At 64.5% G+C, this 17,000-nt stretch carries 15 protein-coding genes and 1 tRNA gene; 11 read left to right on the forward strand and 5 right to left on the reverse strand.

Annotated features, from left to right (window positions below; translation table 11 throughout):
* The first annotated feature begins 112 nt into the window (after positions 1 to 112).
* From GWG67_RS28640 to recQ, 6 genes are all read left to right on the forward strand, one after another.
* Positions 113 to 202, forward strand: a tRNA-Ser gene (locus tag GWG67_RS28640).
* A gap of 349 nt (positions 203 to 551) precedes the next feature.
* Positions 552 to 2,126, forward strand: coding sequence for an amidase family protein (locus GWG67_RS28645; protein ID WP_275172684.1), 1,575 nt, complete (start codon positions 552 to 554; stop codon positions 2,124 to 2,126).
* Between the two features lie 363 nt (positions 2,127 to 2,489).
* Positions 2,490 to 3,791: an O-acetylhomoserine aminocarboxypropyltransferase/cysteine synthase family protein gene (locus tag GWG67_RS28650; RefSeq protein WP_275172685.1), complete on the forward strand. Its 1,302-nt coding sequence runs from the start codon at positions 2,490 to 2,492 to the stop codon at positions 3,789 to 3,791.
* Positions 3,792 to 3,803: 12 nt separating this feature from the next.
* Positions 3,804 to 4,805 (forward strand): homoserine O-succinyltransferase, encoded by a 1,002-nt coding sequence (locus tag GWG67_RS28655; protein ID WP_275172686.1) that lies wholly within the window; start codon positions 3,804 to 3,806, stop codon positions 4,803 to 4,805.
* A 104-nt stretch (positions 4,806 to 4,909) separates the two neighbouring features.
* The gene (locus GWG67_RS28660) at positions 4,910 to 5,653 is read left to right on the forward strand and encodes a polysaccharide deacetylase family protein (RefSeq protein ID WP_342761061.1); all 744 of its coding nucleotides are present in this window, start codon (positions 4,910 to 4,912) and stop codon (positions 5,651 to 5,653) included.
* 249 nt (positions 5,654 to 5,902) lie between these two features.
* Entirely contained in the window at positions 5,903 to 7,768 is a 1,866-nt protein-coding gene (recQ, locus tag GWG67_RS28665; protein WP_275172688.1) for a DNA helicase RecQ, read from the forward strand.
* A 227-nt stretch (positions 7,769 to 7,995) separates the two neighbouring features.
* On the opposite strand, the gene GWG67_RS28670 is transcribed toward recQ, so the two are convergent.
* On the reverse strand, positions 7,996 to 9,009 hold the full coding sequence (locus tag GWG67_RS28670) for a 1-aminocyclopropane-1-carboxylate deaminase (RefSeq protein ID WP_275172689.1): 1,014 nt from the start codon (positions 9,007 to 9,009) through the stop codon (positions 7,996 to 7,998).
* Between the two features lie 164 nt (positions 9,010 to 9,173).
* Between GWG67_RS28670 and GWG67_RS28675 the strand changes: the two genes are divergently transcribed.
* The 3 genes from GWG67_RS28675 to GWG67_RS28685 all read left to right on the forward strand — a co-directional run bounded on the left by GWG67_RS28675 (position 9,174) and on the right by GWG67_RS28685 (position 11,516).
* Positions 9,174 to 9,638: an Lrp/AsnC family transcriptional regulator gene (locus GWG67_RS28675; RefSeq protein ID WP_007599137.1), complete on the forward strand. Its 465-nt coding sequence runs from the start codon at positions 9,174 to 9,176 to the stop codon at positions 9,636 to 9,638.
* A 45-nt stretch (positions 9,639 to 9,683) separates the two neighbouring features.
* On the forward strand, positions 9,684 to 10,844 hold the full coding sequence (locus tag GWG67_RS28680) for a PLP-dependent cysteine synthase family protein (protein ID WP_275172690.1): 1,161 nt from the start codon (positions 9,684 to 9,686) through the stop codon (positions 10,842 to 10,844).
* A 111-nt stretch (positions 10,845 to 10,955) separates the two neighbouring features.
* Positions 10,956 to 11,516 (forward strand): carboxymuconolactone decarboxylase family protein, encoded by a 561-nt coding sequence (locus GWG67_RS28685; RefSeq protein WP_275172691.1) that lies wholly within the window; start codon positions 10,956 to 10,958, stop codon positions 11,514 to 11,516.
* Positions 11,517 to 11,529: 13 nt separating this feature from the next.
* Here GWG67_RS28685 and GWG67_RS28690 read toward each other — a convergent pair whose 3' ends face one another.
* Positions 11,530 to 13,107 (reverse strand): sensor domain-containing diguanylate cyclase, encoded by a 1,578-nt coding sequence (locus GWG67_RS28690; RefSeq protein WP_275172692.1) that lies wholly within the window; start codon positions 13,105 to 13,107, stop codon positions 11,530 to 11,532.
* 323 nt (positions 13,108 to 13,430) lie between these two features.
* Between GWG67_RS28690 and GWG67_RS28695 the strand changes: the two genes are divergently transcribed.
* Complete coding sequence (locus GWG67_RS28695; protein WP_275172693.1) at positions 13,431 to 13,676, forward strand: hypothetical protein; 246 nt, start codon at positions 13,431 to 13,433, stop codon at positions 13,674 to 13,676.
* Positions 13,677 to 13,724: 48 nt separating this feature from the next.
* Here the strand turns inward: GWG67_RS28695 and GWG67_RS28700 are convergent, their stop codons facing one another.
* A complete protein-coding gene (locus GWG67_RS28700) occupies positions 13,725 to 14,660 on the reverse strand; it encodes an alpha/beta hydrolase (protein WP_275172694.1) in 936 nt (311 codons plus the stop codon).
* Positions 14,661 to 14,776: 116 nt separating this feature from the next.
* Between GWG67_RS28700 and GWG67_RS28705 the strand changes: the two genes are divergently transcribed.
* Positions 14,777 to 15,664: a branched-chain amino acid aminotransferase gene (locus tag GWG67_RS28705; protein ID WP_275172695.1), complete on the forward strand. Its 888-nt coding sequence runs from the start codon at positions 14,777 to 14,779 to the stop codon at positions 15,662 to 15,664.
* A 12-nt stretch (positions 15,665 to 15,676) separates the two neighbouring features.
* On the opposite strand, the gene GWG67_RS28710 is transcribed toward GWG67_RS28705, so the two are convergent.
* A complete protein-coding gene (locus GWG67_RS28710; protein ID WP_275172696.1) occupies positions 15,677 to 16,294 on the reverse strand; it encodes a trans-aconitate 2-methyltransferase in 618 nt (205 codons plus the stop codon).
* Between the two features lie 42 nt (positions 16,295 to 16,336).
* A complete protein-coding gene (gene phaR, locus GWG67_RS28715) occupies positions 16,337 to 16,933 on the reverse strand; it encodes a polyhydroxyalkanoate synthesis repressor PhaR (RefSeq protein WP_275172697.1) in 597 nt (198 codons plus the stop codon).
* Positions 16,934 to 17,000 lie beyond the last annotated feature (67 nt).

Consider the following 17,000-nt stretch of genomic DNA (forward strand, 5'->3'; position numbering starts at 1 on the left):
GTGGCGCCGCGCCTGATATTATCTATAAAATACAACACCTTACGGAAAAATCACCCGATTTCCCCGCGATCCCTTGCAAAATCATCGGCGCCCCTTCAAGAGAGTGCGCTCCGGAGAGATGGCCGAGTGGCTTAAGGCGCACGCTTGGAAAGCGTGTGTGCGGGAAACCGTACCGTGGGTTCGAATCCCACTCTCTCCGCCATCAGCCCCGTCCGGCCAATCTATACCTTGCGTCCCTCTCGCCCGTCCGCAACACCCTTCCATCGGCGATCGCTGCTGACATGGCGATGCTATGCAGCTGCAGGCAAATGCTCCAATTGTCGCTGTCCAAATGGCGGCGTCAAAACCCGGGCGCGATGCGGCAATCTGGCGGCAGTTTATTCCATCATTCAACCAGTACATGCGTCGTTGGAAAAGAACCAAAGGTGCATGAGCGCTGCCGCGTGCTTCGGCCGCCACAATGCGTCGCGACGGCTCGCCATGCAGAAACGCGCCTGTACACGGTCGCGTGACCTCCATAACTTCCGCGGCGCAATGTGAGGAGATGCGACGTGGCGAAGAAGACGGCGATCAGGAAGAAAACTGCTGCGAAGAAAGCAGCGAAGACCTCCAGCAAGAAAACCGCCGTTCGCAAGGGCAAGGCTGCGAAGGCTGCAACGAAGCCGGTCAAGCAGGCAGCCCCGCGCAAATCGTCCGCACCGCGCCGTCCCAAGGGCCCGGCCTGGCAATGGTCGGCGGTCGAGACCGCAGCCGCAATCCGCTCCGGCGCCATCTCCGCGGTCGAGACCGTCGAGGCGCATCTCGATCGGATGCGTGCCGTCAACCCGAGGCTGAACGCCGTCGTCGTCGATCTCTCGGAGGAGGCGCTGGCTGCGGCGCATGCGGCCGACAAGCGGCGCGCGAAGGGCGGCGAGCTCGGCCTTCTGCATGGCGTACCGATCACGATCAAGGAGAATGTCGATTACGAAGGCCGTCCGAATTTCAACGGCGTGCCGGCGAACAAGGACCTCATCGCGCCGTCGGATTCGCCGGTGGTGCGCAACCTGAAGAGAGCTGGCGCGATTGTCATCGGCCTCACCAACACGCCGGAATTCTCCTTCCGCGGGTTCACCGACAATCCATTGCACGGGCTGACGCTCAATCCCTGGGATCCGGATATCACCTGCGGTGGCTCCTCGGGCGGTGCGGGTTCGGCGGTCGCCGCCGGCATCGGCACCATCGCGCACGGCAACGACATCGGCGGCTCGCTGCGCTGGCCGGCGCATTGCAACGGGGTTGCGACCATCAAGCCGACGCAGGGGCGTATCCCGGCGTTCAACGCAAGCGCAACCGCCGAACGGCCGATGCTGGCGCATCTGATGTCGGCGCAGGGGCCGCTCGCCCGCCACGTCGCCGACGTCAGGCTCGGGCTGGAGGTGATGAGCCAGCGCGATCCACGCGATCCCTGGTGGGTGCCGGCGCCGCTGGTCGGACCGAAGCCGAAGGGGCCGATCAAGGTCGCGCTCGCCAGGATTCCTGAAGACATGGACGTCGATCCGCACGTCGCGGCGGCGTTGCGCCAGGCCGCCGATCATCTGGAGCGTTCCGGCTATCGGGTCAGCGAGGTCGAGGTGCCCGACATCGACGGCGTCTGGCAGACCTGGTGCGACATCATCACCAACGAGACGATGGTGATGCAGGAAGCGGGCATGTTGAAGGTGACGTCCGAAGACTTTCACAAGGCGTGGGGCGGCATGAAAGCCAAGGCCAACGTGCTCGACCTCAAAGCCTGGATGCAGGCGACCGCCGCGCGCAACGGCCATATCCGCGCCTGGCAGCTGTTCTTCGAGGAGTATCCGGTGGTGCTGGCACCGACCACGGTGAAGCCGATTCCGGGCCCGCGCGAGGATACTGTCAGCCCCGAGCGCGTGCGCGAGATTTTCTGGGGCGAAATCCGCTTCATCTCCGCGATCAACGTGCTGGGCTTGCCCGGCGCCGTGGTGCCGGTGGCGCTGCACGACGGCAAGCCGATCGGCGTGCAGCTCATTGCCGGGCGCTATCGCGAGGACCTCGCGCTCGATGCGGCGACCGCGATCGAGAAACGCGCCGGCGTGCTCGCCCATCGGCTGTGGGAACAGATGGACTGACAGGGCAGCGAAGTTGTTTCCCTCTCCCCTTGTGGGAGAGGGTGGCTCGCCGCGCAGCGGCGAGACGGGTGAGGGGTCTCTCTCCGCTAACGCAAGCTTGGCCGTATGGATAGAGACCCCTCATCCGGCGCTTCGCGCCACCTTCTCCCACAAGGGGAGAAGGGAGTGCAGCGTGGTCGCTGCCTTCATTAACAATTTGACTTGAATTTTAGCCAATTCCCCAACAAGTGTTAGGGTTACTTCCTCGATCTCTAGACGAATTATTGTCCGCTTTACCACCCGCCTCTAACAGAGGGACGGCGGACAACGCACATGCCTCATACAGGCCAATAAGTGCGGCCCGCTCCACGCGGAGGTGGCACGATGCGCAACGAGACGATCGCTATTCACGCCGGCTACGAGCCCGAAGCCACCACGCACGCGGTTGCCGTGCCGATCTACCAGACCGCGGCCTACGCCTTCGATAGCGCCGATCACGGCGCGGCGCTCTTCAATCTCGAGACCGAAGGCTATCGCTATAGCCGCATCGCCAATCCGACCAGCGCGGTGCTGGAGAAACGTATCGCCGAGCTCGAGGGCGGCGTCGGCGCGCTTGCGGTCGCGACCGGGCAGGCCGCGCTGCATTTCGCCTTCGTCAATGTCGCCGATCACGGCGGCAACATCGTTTCCGTGCCGCAGCTCTACGGCACCACGCACACGCTGCTCTCGCACATCCTGCCGCGGCAGGGCATCACCGGCCGCTTCGCCGAGAGCGACAAGCCCGAGGCGATCGAAAAGCTGATCGACGAGAACACCCGCGCCGTGTTCGCCGAAACCATCGGCAATCCCGCCGGCAATGTCTGCGACATCGAAGCACTGGCGAAGATCGCGCATGCGCATGGCGTGCCGCTGATCGTCGACAATACCGTTGCAACCCCCATCCTGCTCAAGCCGTTCGATTACGGCGCCGACATCGCCGTGCATTCGCTGACCAAGTTTTTGGGCGGCCACGGCACCACGCTCGGCGGCGCCATCGTCGATTCCGGAAATTTCCCCTGGGCCAAGCACGCCGATCGCTTCCCGGGCTACAACAAGCCGGACGCCTCCTACCATGGCCTGGTCTATGCCGAGCGCTTCGGCAAGACGGCCTATATCGAACGCGCGCGCAGCATCTATCAGCGCACCATGGGTTCGGTGCTGTCGCCGTTCAACGCCTTCCTGCTGCTCCAGGGCATCGAGACCGTCGCGCTGCGCATGGAGCGCCACTGCGAGAATGCCCGCAAGGTCGCCGAATTCCTGCGCAAGGATCCGCGCGTCGCCTGGGTCAACTACACCGGTTTCCCGCATAGCCCCTATTATCCGCTGGTGCAGAAATATCTCGACGGCAACGCGTCGTCGCTGTTCACCTTCGGCATCAAGGGCGGCATGGAAGCCGGCAAGTCCTTCTATGATGCGCTGAAGCTGATCACGCGTCTCGTCAATATCGGCGATGCCAAGTCGCTGGCCTGCCATCCGGCCTCGACGACGCACCGGCAGATGTCGGCGGAGCAGCAGCGGGTCGCCGGTGTTTTGCCGGAAACGATCCGCTTGTCGATCGGTATCGAGCATTGCCAGGACATCATCGAGGACCTCGACCAGGCGCTGGAAAAGGCCTGCCCGTCCGCGCGCCTCCAGGCCGCGGAGTAGGCGGCCGCGCCGATGACGATCCTGATCGACAGGGATCAAGCCATATCGAGCCCGACGCTGGTGCCGCGAGCGGGTGATCTGGCGCGCGAGCCCGGCGGCACCGAGCTCACCATTGGCCTGATCAACAACATGCCGGATCCCGCGCTGAAGGCGACCGAGCGGCAGTTCATGAAGCTGCTGCAAGCTGCAGCAGGTCCGCGCCGCGTCCGCTTTCAATGCTTCTCGCTGCCCTCGGTCAAGCGCTCGCCGCAAGCGAGATGGCATGTCGAGAGCGAATATTCGGAACTCACCGAACTCAGGCGCCACAAGTTCGACGGTCTGATCGTGACCGGCGCCGAGCCGATCGCGCCCGAGCTCGACCAGGAACCATACTGGCGCGACCTCACCGAGCTGATCGACTGGGCCAAGGTCAACACGCGCTCGACGATCTGGTCGTGCCTCGCTGCCCATGCCGCGGTGCTGCATCTCGACCGCATCGAACGGCGGCCGCTGCCGGCCAAATGTCACGGCATTTTCGACTGCGAAGCCGTCACCAGCGATCCGCTGACGCGGGCCGCGCCTGCGCCCCTCAAGGTCTCGCATTCGCGTCTCAACGAGATCGCCGAGAGCGACCTCGCGCAGGCCGGTTACCAGGTGCTGACGCGTTCTGCAAAGGCCGGCGTCGATATCTTCGTCCGGCAATATGCCAGCCGCTTCCTGTTCTTCCAGGGCCATCCGGAATATGACGCGCTGTCGCTTCAGCGCGAATATCTGCGCGACGTCGGCCGTTACCTCGCGCGTGAGCGCGACAATTATCCGCATTTGCCCGTGAGCTATTTTGACGCTGCGAGCGAAGAGAAGCTGGTGCGCTTCGAGAAGCAGGCAAGGCACCAGCGCCACCCCGCGCTCAGCAACGAACTGCCGGCGCTGAATTTGCGTGCCGATATCGCCGCGGGCAGCGCCGCGGCGGCATTGTTCCGGAACTGGCTGCAATATCTCGGCGCGGAGACCGACGCGTCGGTGCTTGCACGATAGGTCAGGACGGCGGGGTCGACGTTAGGACTAACGAAGTGTGAAGCTTGCCTCAAGCAGCGCACGAATGCTTCAGTGAGGGGCGGGGCAGACAGGAAATGCGAGTCGTGTGGTCGGCACTCCAGGGACGCGTGAGCAATCGGCTGGCCCGGCATTTCCGCGCCGCGCCGCACCGGCTGCCCGCGCATGCGCCCATGGTGAGCTTCACCTTCGACGATGCCCCCGATAGCGCCGCAGGCGAGGGGGCCGGGCTTCTGGAGCAGCATGGCGGCCGCGGCACGTTCTATCTCGCCGGCAGCCTGGTCGATCGTCCCTCGGACCACTGGCACGGCCTGTCAAACGACGCCGTGGTGCGGCTTCACCGGGCCGGGCACGAGATCGCCTGCCACACCTTCTCGCATCAGAGTGCGGTCAATCTCGACGAGGCCGCGATGGCCCGCGAGATCGAGCGAAACCGCAGCCATTTTCGCGCCATCGATTCCTCGATCACGCTGGAAAATTTCGCTTACCCCTATGGCATCGCGTCGGTGTGGCGCAAGCCGCAGCTCGCCAAGACCTTCCGCTCGGCGCGCGGCATCCTTCCCGGCGTCAATCGCGACGTCATCGATCTCCAGTTCCTGAGGGCCTCGCCCTTGGTCGATTGCGAGATCGATATTGCCGGTGTCGATCGCCATTTCGACGAGGCGGTCGAGAGCGGCGGATGGCTGATCTTCTACGGTCATGACGTCGCCAACGCGGCGAGCCCGTATGGCTGCACGCCGCACCTGATGCGCCATGCGCTGCAGGCCGCCGGGAAGCGCGACATGCCAATCGTGACGGTCGCGGAAGCGCTGCGAAGGATCGGGGCGTAGCGACTTCTTCCCTTCTCCCCTTGTGGGAGAAGGTGGCGCGAAGCGCCGGATGAGGGGTTGTTTCCGCGAATTCAACTGCAGCAGGCTCACGCGCGGAGAGGTACCCCTCACCCGTCTCGCCGCTACGCGACGAGCCACCCTCTCCCACAAGGGGAGAGGGGAAGACTCGCGTCTCGCTCCGCAAACAGTCTTGCCACGCCTGCGCGGTCATGCGACTGGCCTTGTGACGAATCCCAGGTCCGCCACTCCATGTCCCCTCCTTCCACTGCTCCGCTTCCTGCGCCCCAAAACGGCCGCGATGCGCTGTCGGTGCTGCGTTCGGTGTTCGGCCTGCCCGGGTTCCGCGGCGCGCAGGGCGAGATCATCCGGCACGTCACCGACGGTGGCAATTGCCTCGTGTTGATGCCGACCGGCGGCGGCAAGTCGCTTTGCTATCAATTGCCGGCACTGCTGCGTGAAGGCTGCGGCATCGTGGTGTCCCCCTTGATTGCGCTGATGCGTGACCAGGTCGCCGCCATGCTCGAAGCCGGGGTCAACGCCGCTGCGCTGAACTCGTCGCTGACCCCGCAGGAAGCCTCCGATATCGAGCGGCGCCTGATTGCGGGTGATCTCGACCTGCTCTATGTCGCGCCGGAACGGCTGGTGACGCCGCGCTGCCTGGCGCTGCTGGCGCGGGCGAAGGTGGCGCTGTTCGCGATCGACGAGGCGCATTGCGTCTCGCAATGGGGCCATGATTTCCGCCCCGAGTATGTCGGCCTGTCGATCATCGCCGAGCGCTTTCCCGACGTGCCGCGCATCGCGCTGACTGCGACTGCCGACGAGTTGACCCGCAAGGAGATCGTCGAGCGGCTTCAGCTTGCAGACAGTCCGCACTTCGTCTCCAGCTTCGATCGTCCCAACATCCGTTACGAGATCGTCGACAAGCGCAATGCGGTGTCGCAGCTCAAGGATTTCATCCGGGATCGTCACGCGGGCGATGCGGGCGTCGTCTATTGCCTGTCCCGCAAGCGGGTCGAGGAGGTCGCCGCCGCGCTCGACGACGCCGGCATTGCGGCGTTGCCCTATCACGCCGGGCTCGACAGCAGCGTGCGCTCGCGCAACCAGGACCGCTTCCTCAACGAGGACGGCATCGTCATCGTCGCGACCATTGCCTTCGGCATGGGCATCGACAAGCCCGACGTGCGCTTCGTCGCGCATCTCGATCTGCCCAAGAGCATCGAGGCCTATTACCAGGAGACAGGACGCGCCGGCCGTGACGGCAAGCCGTCGGCGGCCTGGATGGCGTACGGTCTCTCGGACATCGTGCAGCAGCGTCGCATGATCGACGAGTCGAGCGGCTCCGACGAATTCAAGCGGGTCTCGATCGGCAAGCTCGATGCGCTCGTTGGCCTTGCCGAAACGCCGCACTGCCGGCGCCGGCGGCTGCTCGCCTATTTCGGCGAGATCGTGATGGGCGAGGGCTGCGGCAATTGCGACAACTGCCTGACGCCGCCGAAAATGCGCGACGGCAAGGTGCTGGCGCAAAAACTGCTATCCTGTGCCTATCGCACCGGGCAGCGTTTCGGCGCTATGCATCTCATCGACGTGCTGATCGGACGCCTGACCGAGAAGGTGACGCAGTTCGGCCACGACAAGCTGACGGTGTTCGGCATCGGACGCGAGCTCAACGAGAAGCAGTGGCGCACGGTGCTGCGGCAGCTCGTGGCGATGGGACATTTGTTGAGTGACAGCGAAGCTTTCGGCGCGCTGAAGCTGACGGATTCGTCGCGCGGCGTGCTGCGGGGCGAAACGGAAGTGTGGCTGCGCGAGGAAGCGCCCGGCGCCCGGATCCGTTCGAGCCGCGCCAAGTCCCGCCGCGGTGATCTGGCGCCGGCGGCCGGCGCGCCGCAGGGCGATGTCGATCCTGAATTGCGTACGCGGCTACGAGCGTGGCGCTCGGATATTGCCCGCGAACGTGGCGTTCCGGCCTACGTCGTGCTGCACGACGCCACCATCGACGGCATCGTTCGCGCATGGCCGACCACGCTGGACGAGCTGCGCAACGTGCCCGGCATCGGCGACAAGAAGCTCGAGCATTACGGCGACGAGCTGCTGCAGATCGTCAGGACGCGGTAGGGCGCGGTGGCGGTTGTTAGCGCGCCAACTCTCTCCACATCGTCATCCCGGACAAGCGCAGCGAAGCGGAGCGCAGATCCGGGATCCATACCGCGTGATTTCTCTTGGGGCACGCGCGACGACGCTCCTCGCCAAACCACTCCCTGGGGTTATGGGTCCCGGCCCCCGTGCGCAATTGCGCACTAGGCCGGGACGACAGCGGTAAATGAGGCGCGAGGCGGGCAACCTCAGCCGTTCCTGAACGCATACCCATAGCCGTTCAGCGCCGGCGCGCCGCCGAGATGGGCGTAGAGGATCTTGGCGCCCTTCTCGAAATAACCCTTCTGCGTAAGGTCGATCAGGCCCTGCATCGACTTGCCCTCGTAGACGGGGTCGGTGATCATGGCTTCGAGACGCGCGGTCAGGCGGATCGCCTCCTTGGTCTCTTCCGACGGCACGCCGTAGGCGGGATAAGCATAATCCTCGATCAGCACGACGTCGTCGGCGACGAGATCCTTGCCGAGCTCGACGAGCTTGGCCGTGTTCTGCGCGATCGAGAGCACCTGCGCCTTGGTCTGCGCCGGGGTGAAGGAGGCGTCGATGCCGATCACCTTTCGCGCGCGGCCATCGGCGGCGAAGCCGACCAGCATGCCGGCATGGGTCGAGCCGGTGACGGTGCAGACCACGATATAGTCGAACTTGAAGCCGAGTTCGGCTTCCTGCTTGCGCACTTCCTCGGCGAAGCCGACATAGCCGAGCCCGCCGTATTTGTGCACGGAGGCGCCGGCGGGAATCGCATAGGGCTTGCCGCCCGCCGCCTTCACCTCCTCGATCGCCTCCTCCCAGCTCTTGCGGATGCCGATGTCGAAGCCGTCGTCGACCAGGCGCACGTCGGCGCCCATGATGCGCGACAGCATGATGTTGCCGACGCGGTCGTAGACGGCGTCCTCGTGCGGCACCCAGGCCTCCTGCACCAGGCGGCACTTCATTCCGATCTTGGCCGCCACCGCCGCGATCATGCGGGTGTGGTTGGATTGCACGCCGCCGATCGAAACCAGCGTGTCGGCGTTCGAGGCGATCGCGTCGGGGATGATGTATTCGAGCTTGCGCAGCTTGTTGCCGCCATAGGCGAGCCCGGAATTGCAGTCCTCGCGCTTGGCATAGACCTCGACATTGCCGCCGAGATGCTTGGACAGCCGCTCCAGCTTCTCGATGGGCGTCGGACCAAAGGTCAGCGGATAGCGCGCGAATTTTTCGAGCATCGTCAGGTCATCCCGATTGGCGTTAATGTCTGCGAAAACGCTAGCATCGCGCTGCAAAAAGGTGCTTTCAAATATTGCGCCTATGTTGCGGTTGATCTTGCGATATTGAGGGCCGATACGTGCTATTCCTTTCGCAATAGATGTCATTTACGGAAGCTTCTTCCATGTCTGCTCGTCTCGATCGTATCGACCTTAAGATGTTGCGATTGCTGCAAAATAACGGCCGGCTCAGCAACGCGGAGCTGGCCGAAACCGTCGCCATCAGTCCGGCCACCTGCCATCGCCGCACCCAGCGCCTGTTCGAGCACGGCTTCATCGCCGCCGTCCGCGCCATGGTCGCGCCGAAGAAGGTGGCAAAGGGCACGTTGGTGATGGTCGGCGTCGTGCTCGACCGTTCGACGCCGGAGAGCTTTGCGATCTTCGAGCAGGCGATCACCAGGCTGAAATTTGTGCTCGACTGTCACCTCGTCGCCGGCGACTTCGACTATTTCCTCAAGATCCGCGTCGGCGACATGGAGGATTTCAACCGTATCCACGGCGAGCAACTGATCGCGCTGCCCGGCGTGCGCCAGACCCGCACCTTCTTCGTGATGAAGGAAGTCGTCGACAACGCGCCGCTGGAGTTTTGAGCGGGAGCTATTGATGCGCGATCCGCATCATGAGAGATTCAGCCGATGCAGACATTTCCCTTCCGGCATCTCAATCCGGCCGGACCGGCCTATCGGCGCGGATGGGTCGACGAAGCGGTCGCCGCGATCGAGGCCGACCAGTGCCGCACGGCCGACACGCATCTGATCCGGCTGATCGTGCCGGCGCTATCGGGCATCGACATCTATCTGAAGGATGAGTCGACGCATCCGACCGGCAGCCTGAAGCATCGGCTCGCGCGCTCGCTCTTCCTTTACGCGCTCTGCAACGGCCACATCCGCGAAGCCACGCCTGTGGTCGAGGCCTCGTCGGGATCGACCGCGGTGTCGGAAGCCTATTTTGCACAGATGATCGGCGTGCCCTTCTATGCCGTGATGCCGCGCACGACCTCGGCGGAGAAGATCGCCGCGATCGAGCATTACGGCGGCAACTGCCATCTGATCGACGACGGCCGTGCGCTGTATGCAGAAGCCGGCGCGCTGGCCGCACGGCTGGGCGGCCACTACATGGACCAGTTCACCTTCGCCGAGCGCGCTACCGACTGGCGCGGCAACAACAACATCGCCGAATCCATCTTCACCCAATTGCAGGGCGAGCCGCGCCCGCTGCCGGACTGGATCGTGATGGGCGCGGGCACCGGCGGCACCTCGGCCACCATCGGACGCTATTTGCGTTATCGCCAATATCCGACGCGGCTGTGCGTCGCCGACGTCGAGCATTCCGCCTTCTTCGACTGCTTCAGCTCGCAGGACCGCTCTCATGTTTGCGAGCGCCCCTCGCTAATCGAAGGTGTCGGCCGGCCACGCTGCGAACCCTCCTTCGTGCCGGGCGTGGTCGACCGCATGATGAAGATCCCGGATGCGGCGACGATCGCGGCGATGAACGTGTTGTCGCGCCGGCTGCGCCGCCCGGTGGGAGGCTCTACGGGCACCAATTTCCTGGCGCTGTGCCGGCTCGCCTCGGAGATGCGAAAGACGAATCAGACGGGGTCGCTGGTGACGCTGATCTGCGATTCCGGCGAGCGCTACCGGCAGACCTATTATGAGCCCGCCTGGCTGAGAGCGCGCGGTCTCGATCCAGCTCCGTTCGAGGCGGCGTTGTCGTCATTCCTCGACACGGCACAGCCACTGGCGCTCGAGTTCGAAGACGTAACGAATCCGCAGAACCTGCAAAATCCTGAGGCCTGATAGCTGGCGCCTCCCTGCCGTTGCGAAATTGCACGGCCGTCACGGCAACTTCACTTGCCTTGCGCCGTCGCGCGGGCGAGCCTCGCTGCTTCTCAACGAGGAGACTCTGCTGTGCGCCTTCCCATTCTCGATCCGAAAGACCTGAGTGCCGAACAGAAGCCGCTCTATGACGACATGCGAGCGGGCATCAAGGACCACTTCAAGGGCTTTGTGAACATGCGCGACGATGGCGCGCTGCTCGGTCCCTGGAATCCCTGGATCCGTGAGCCGCGCTTCGGCAAGCCCGTGTGGGAGCTGGTCAAGTCGATCGCGGCGAACCCGCTGCTGCCGGCGCCGGTGCGTGAGGTCGCGATCCTTGTCACCGGCTCGCATTTCCGCTCCGGCTACGAGCTCTATGCGCATGTGCTGGTCGCCGAGCAGCGCGGCCTCTCCGACGAGAAGCTCGCGACCATCGTCGCCGGACAGCGCCCGGTGGATCTCACAAAGCAGGAGGCCGTCGCCTACGACGTGGCGTCCGCATTGGTCAGCGGCGGCGTGCTGCCGGAACTGACTTATCGGGCCGCGGTCAAGGAATTCGGCGAGCACGGCGCGGCCGAACTGTCCTATCTCGTCGGCGTTTACTGCATGGTGTCGGTCACGCTGAACACGTTCGACGTGCCGGTGCCGGAATAGATCTGCGGTGCGATCACTCCGCCGCCTTGTTCATGGGCGGCGGGGGCGACCAGGCAATACAGCGGTTGCGACCGTCGGCCTTCGCCTGGTAGAGCGCGTGATCGGCCGCGCTCATCAAGGCGTCGATGCCGGACATGCTGACACTGGCTTCCGCAATGCCGATGCTCACGGTGACGCCGAACTGAACCTGATTGGCAACGATCTGCGAGCTCATTACGCGCTTGCGGATTCTCTCGGCGACGATCCTTGCACTCGACAGGCTGGTCTCCGGCAGCAGAATCGCGAACTCCTCGCCACCGAAGCGGCCGACGACGTCCGATTTGCGCTTGCCATCAAGGCATGCGGCTGCCACGGCCTTGATCGCCTCGTCTCCGACCGCGTGACCATAGCGATCGTTGACCGACTTGAAATGGTCGATGTCGAGCATCAGGACCGAAACAGAGCGATAGTAGCGCTGGAAGCGGCTCCATTCGGCCTCGAGCGAGCCGAGCAAATGGCGGCGATTATAGAGGCCCGTGAGCGGGTCGGTGGTGGCCAGACGCTCCAGCATGTTGGCCTTGTTGGTGAGATCGGTAATGTCGACATAGGTCAGCATGCGGCCGCCGTTCGACATCGTGGTGCAGTGGGCCCTGATCCGCCGAGCATCCGGTGTCTGGAGGTCGCGCACATGATCGCCCGCCTTGACCTCGGCGACGCGCTTGATGGGAAATTTCGCCAGTTCGTTAGCCGGAAGATCGGGCGCGCTCGCACGGTGCACCCGGCTCACCAACGATGCATAGGTCGGGCGGGCGGCGGCATCCTGTTCGCTCACCTCCCAGAACCGCCGCATGCGCCGGTTCATGAAGCTGGCGTTGAGATCGCGGTCGAGCAGCAGCACGCCGTCCTCGACATTCTCGAGGGCGTCGCGCAGCAATTTCAGCTCGTCGGAATAGCGCACGATGTCGGTGACCGGCGTATAGGTCAGCATCCGCCCGCCGTCGGGCAGAGGCGTGCATTGCATCCGAACGACGTCGCCGCCGGTACGGCGCAGGTCGCGCGGCGACGCATCGCCTGCCTGTATTTGACGGACGCGCTCGGCGACATAAGCCTCCAGCTCGGCCGGCGGAATCTCGTAGGCGAGCGTATCGCGGCCATGATGCATCAGCGTCGCAAATGACGGGTTGCTGTTGGCGACTTCCTCCGGCAGGAGCCACATCTGCCGGAACGCCCGATTGATCAACTGCGCGCGGAGATTGGCGTCCAGCAGCACGATGCCCAGCGGAACGAAATCGAGAGCCGCGCGAAGCGCCAGCATCTGTCCGCGAATCAGCGAAGCGGTCGGCCGCTCCTGGTCATCCACGGCCTTCGGTTCGACATGATCTCCGAGCGCAACCCCGACCTGACGGTCCGACCGCCAGAGCACACGACAGGAGAGGATCTCCTCGCCCGCGAGCCGGAGCTGGAACCGATCGGGCACGCCGAGGCTGCTCTGCATCTCCAGCGTCGCGCCATCTTCGGACATCCGGCGCACGACGCAATCGATCGTCGACTGGCCGAAGTTGAAGAAGATCTGGCCGGCGAGGAACGTTCGTTCCGATACCAAGCGGGGCATTCCCAACCTCCCAGGCGAAAGCGGCCCAGTTTGCCCGAAGCTTACTTGCAGAAGGGTAAGCTGGTGCGCGATTTTGCGAGAGGGCTAATAATTGGTTCACGCATCCGGCCGTCGTCTACCTCAACGATGAGGGGAGCGGCCGCTGTCGTGACAATCCGACGCGTCTGATGGCGGAACTGCCTGCTGGATGGAATGTGATCGCCCGCGTGGTCAAGCGGTGCCCGCAATCGGTGGACGGTGCGAATGCACGCAGGTACGTTGCCGTGACCGCACCGACACAGTCCCCCGCCAGAGTGCAGGCCGGACAATGGAGAACGACAGCCATGGACACGTCACGCCGCATCCTGCTCGCCGGACTGGCGGGACTCGCCGTTGCGCCGACCGCCGCAGGAGCCGCGCCCTCGGCCGCGTCCGATGATGTGACAGTCGCTGAAGAGCGCTTTGCGCGCATGATTGCGGCTGCGCATGCGCCCGACGTCACCTGCGCGCGACAAGCCGAGCGTTATGCGGACACGCATTGGCCAAACTACGTCGCGGCAGCGCGTTCCGTCATCGAGGCGAGAGCGTGAGGCATTCTCTTTCCTCTCCCGGTGCAAGAGACGACAAGACGAGGTGCTTCACGTCCCCACCGCCCGCCTGACCTGCTCACCGATCTGCGACAGCACGAGCTGCGCCTGCGGCAGAATTGCGCCCATGGCGTGGAAATTGTGGACCATGCCCTCGTGGCAGACGTGCTCGACGGCGACGCCCGCGGCGAGCAGCTTGCGCGCATAGGCATTGCCCTCGTCGCGCATCGGGTCGAACTCGGCGGTGTGGATGATGGCGGTCGGCAGGCCCGCAAGCCGCGTCGCGCGCAAGGGCGAGATGCGGGGATCGGCGGCATCCAGGGCCTCGGGCAGATAGTCGGCGAGATCGGCTTCGATCGTGGCGCGGTCGATCAGGTGGCCCTCGGCGAACGCCTCGCGCGAAGGTGAGGCCTCCTCGAAATCCAGCACCGGGCAGATCAGGCATTGCGCGACGATGGAAAGGCCTGCGCTCTGCGCCGCCTCCTGGCACACGATCGCAGCGAGCGTTGCACCCGCGGAATCGCCGCCGAGCACCAGACGCCCGGCGTCGATGCCGAGCGATGCGGCCTCGCGCGCCACCCATTCGGTGGCTGCGATCGCATCGTCCACGGCGGCGGGGAATTTGTGCTCGGGCGCCAGCCGGTAATCGACCGAGACGAGACGGCAGCCGGTCGCATGTGCCAATGCCGCCGCGATGCGGTCATGCGTGGCAATGCTGCCGGCAACGAGGCCGCCGCCGTGAAAGAACACGAAGCCGGGCGCGCGATCATCGGCGCCTGCGGGTGAATAGAGGCGATAGGGCAGCGCGCCGCCGGGACCAGGCAGCACGCCGTCGGACGACGTCACGTCAGGCGCATCGGCGCGCGCAAACTGCATCAGTTTTGCCAATGATTGCCGGCGTGCCTCCACGCTGGGCCGGCTCCGTGCCTGCGGCGCAGCCGCAGCCATCATGGTCAACAAGCGCTTTGCGAGCGGATCGAGCGGCATGGGACTCCCTTTCCCTTCCGGGAGGGTAACTCACCATTCTCCCGCAGGGAATCATTTAGAAATTGCGCCCAATAGTGGCGCTATAATGCGGCACCACGCCAAGGGGGAGGCCGGTCATGGCCGAGATCAAAAAACCCATCGCATATTCGCCAAGCTGGACTTTCTTCGAGGGCAATTGGCACGACGGCAATGTGCCGATCATGGGCCCGCGCACGCATGCGGCCTGGCTCGGCTCGGTCGTGTTCGACGGCGCGCGTGCGTTCGAAGGCGTCGCGCCCGATCTCGACCGCCACGTCGCCCGCGCCAATCAATCCGCGATCAACTTTGGCCTGAAGCCGGTGGTCGATACCGGAACCTGGATGACGCTCGCAAACGAGGGCATCGCACGCTTCGCGCCGAATGCCGAGCTCTACGTCCGTCCGATGTACTGGGCACGGAACGGCTCGGGCGGCGGCGTGCTGTTCGATCCCGAGACCACCGATTGGTGCCTGTGCATCTACGAGGCGCCGATGCCAAAACCCGTCGGCAGCGCGATCACGCTGTCGCCGTTCCGCAGGCCCACCGCCGAATGCGCCCCGGTCGAGGCCAAGGCCGCCTGTCTCTATCCGAACAATTCGCGCGCGCTTGCCGAAGCCGCCTCGCGCGGCTTCCAGAATGCGCTGATGCTCGACATGCTCGGCAACGTCGCAGAGTTCGGCAATTCCAACGTGTTCATGGCCAAGGACGGCGTGGTCTACACGCCGGTGCCGAACGGCACCTTTCTCAACGGCATCACCCGCCAGCGCGTCATCAGCCTGCTTCGCGCCGATGGCGTCACCTTGGTCGAGAAGACGCTACGCTATGCCGACTTCCTCGCCGCCGACGAGATCTTTTCGACGGGCAATTTCGCAAAAGTCGCGCCGGTGATCCGCATCGACGACCGCGAGCTGAAGCCGGGCCCGCTCTACATTCGCGCGCGCAAGCTCTATTGGGACTTTGCCCACGCGGTGAAGCTGGCGGCTTGATTCGCGCTGCCCTTAGCTGTGTCGCTTGAACCGGCTGAACTGAAACGCCTGCGTCGAATTCCACGGCGTGTGGTGCGCCTCGTTGCGCGTTTCGACCAGCTCGAACCCCGGCCCGAGCTCAGCCGCAAGACTCGCGCTGTCATGACGCTGCACCGGCAGGCCGCTGCATTTCTCGGGGCCGTCGAGTGCAAACGTCGCAATGATGACGTGGCCGCCGGGCGCAACCGCCGACCGCAGCCGCTCGATGTAAGCGGTCCTGTCGCCGGAATCGGTCAGGAAGTGAAACGCCGCCCGATCGTGCCATAGATCGTATGCCTTTGTCGGGCGCCATGTCGTGGCGTCGGCAACGATCCAGTCGACCCTCGAAGCGGCTGCGCCGATTCGCTTCTTTGCAGCATCAAGCGCATTGGCTGAGAGATCCAGCACGGCGACGTCGCGATATCCGTCCAGCAGGAGAGCATCGACAAGTCGCGATGCGCCGCCGCCGATGTCGATGATCGCGGCCGCGCGGTCCGGATTGGCCGCCCGGATCATCGCGAGCGAAGTCGCCGGACTGTTCTGAAACCAGCTGACCTCGGCTTCGCCCTTGGTGGCGTAAACGTTGTCCCAATGGGTGCTTCGGTCGGACATGCGCGTCCTCCGGCTTGCCGGGAGCCGGCGCAGAGGGACGATCTACTCGTCCTTCTTCGACATCCGCTCGAGGCGTTCCTGCATGTCCTTCATCTGCTGGCGCAGATCGTCGATGTTGCTGTCCTTCGGCGCTTCGGCGGGCGCATCGGGCACCGGCTCCGTGGAGCCCGCGGGGCGTGCCGCGCCGGGCGCAAAAGGCTTGAACATCGAGAAGGTCTGCTGGAACAACTCCATGTTGCGGCGGACCTGTTCCTCTAGCGGCGCAAACGGGGTTCCGGACAGCGAGGTGGCGATCTGCTTGCGGAACTTCTCCTGCTCCTGAGTGAGCGACGCGATGGCCTGTTCCAGATATTTCGGCACCACCATCTGCATGCTGTCGCCGTAGAAGCGGATCAGCTGGCGCAGGAAGGTGGTCGGCAGCAGGTTCTGGCCGGCCTTGTTCTCCTGCTCGAAGATGATCTGGGCGAGCACGGAGCGGGTGATGTCGTCGCCGGTCTTGGCGTCGTAGACCAGGAAATCTTCGCCGTCCTTGACCATGGCGGCGAGGTCTTCCAGCGTCACGTAAGTGCTCGTTCCGGTGTTATAGAGCCGGCGGTTCGCGTATTTCTTGATGGTGGTGGGTTGGTCTGATTTCGCCATGGGCTCTCACTTGCAAGACGCGGAGAACGGGAACCTGTCGGGCTATGCCGCAGGGCGGGAAGAGTAC

Source organism: Bradyrhizobium sp. CSS354 (assembly GCF_029051725.1).
Classification (GTDB): domain Bacteria; phylum Pseudomonadota; class Alphaproteobacteria; order Rhizobiales; family Xanthobacteraceae; genus Bradyrhizobium.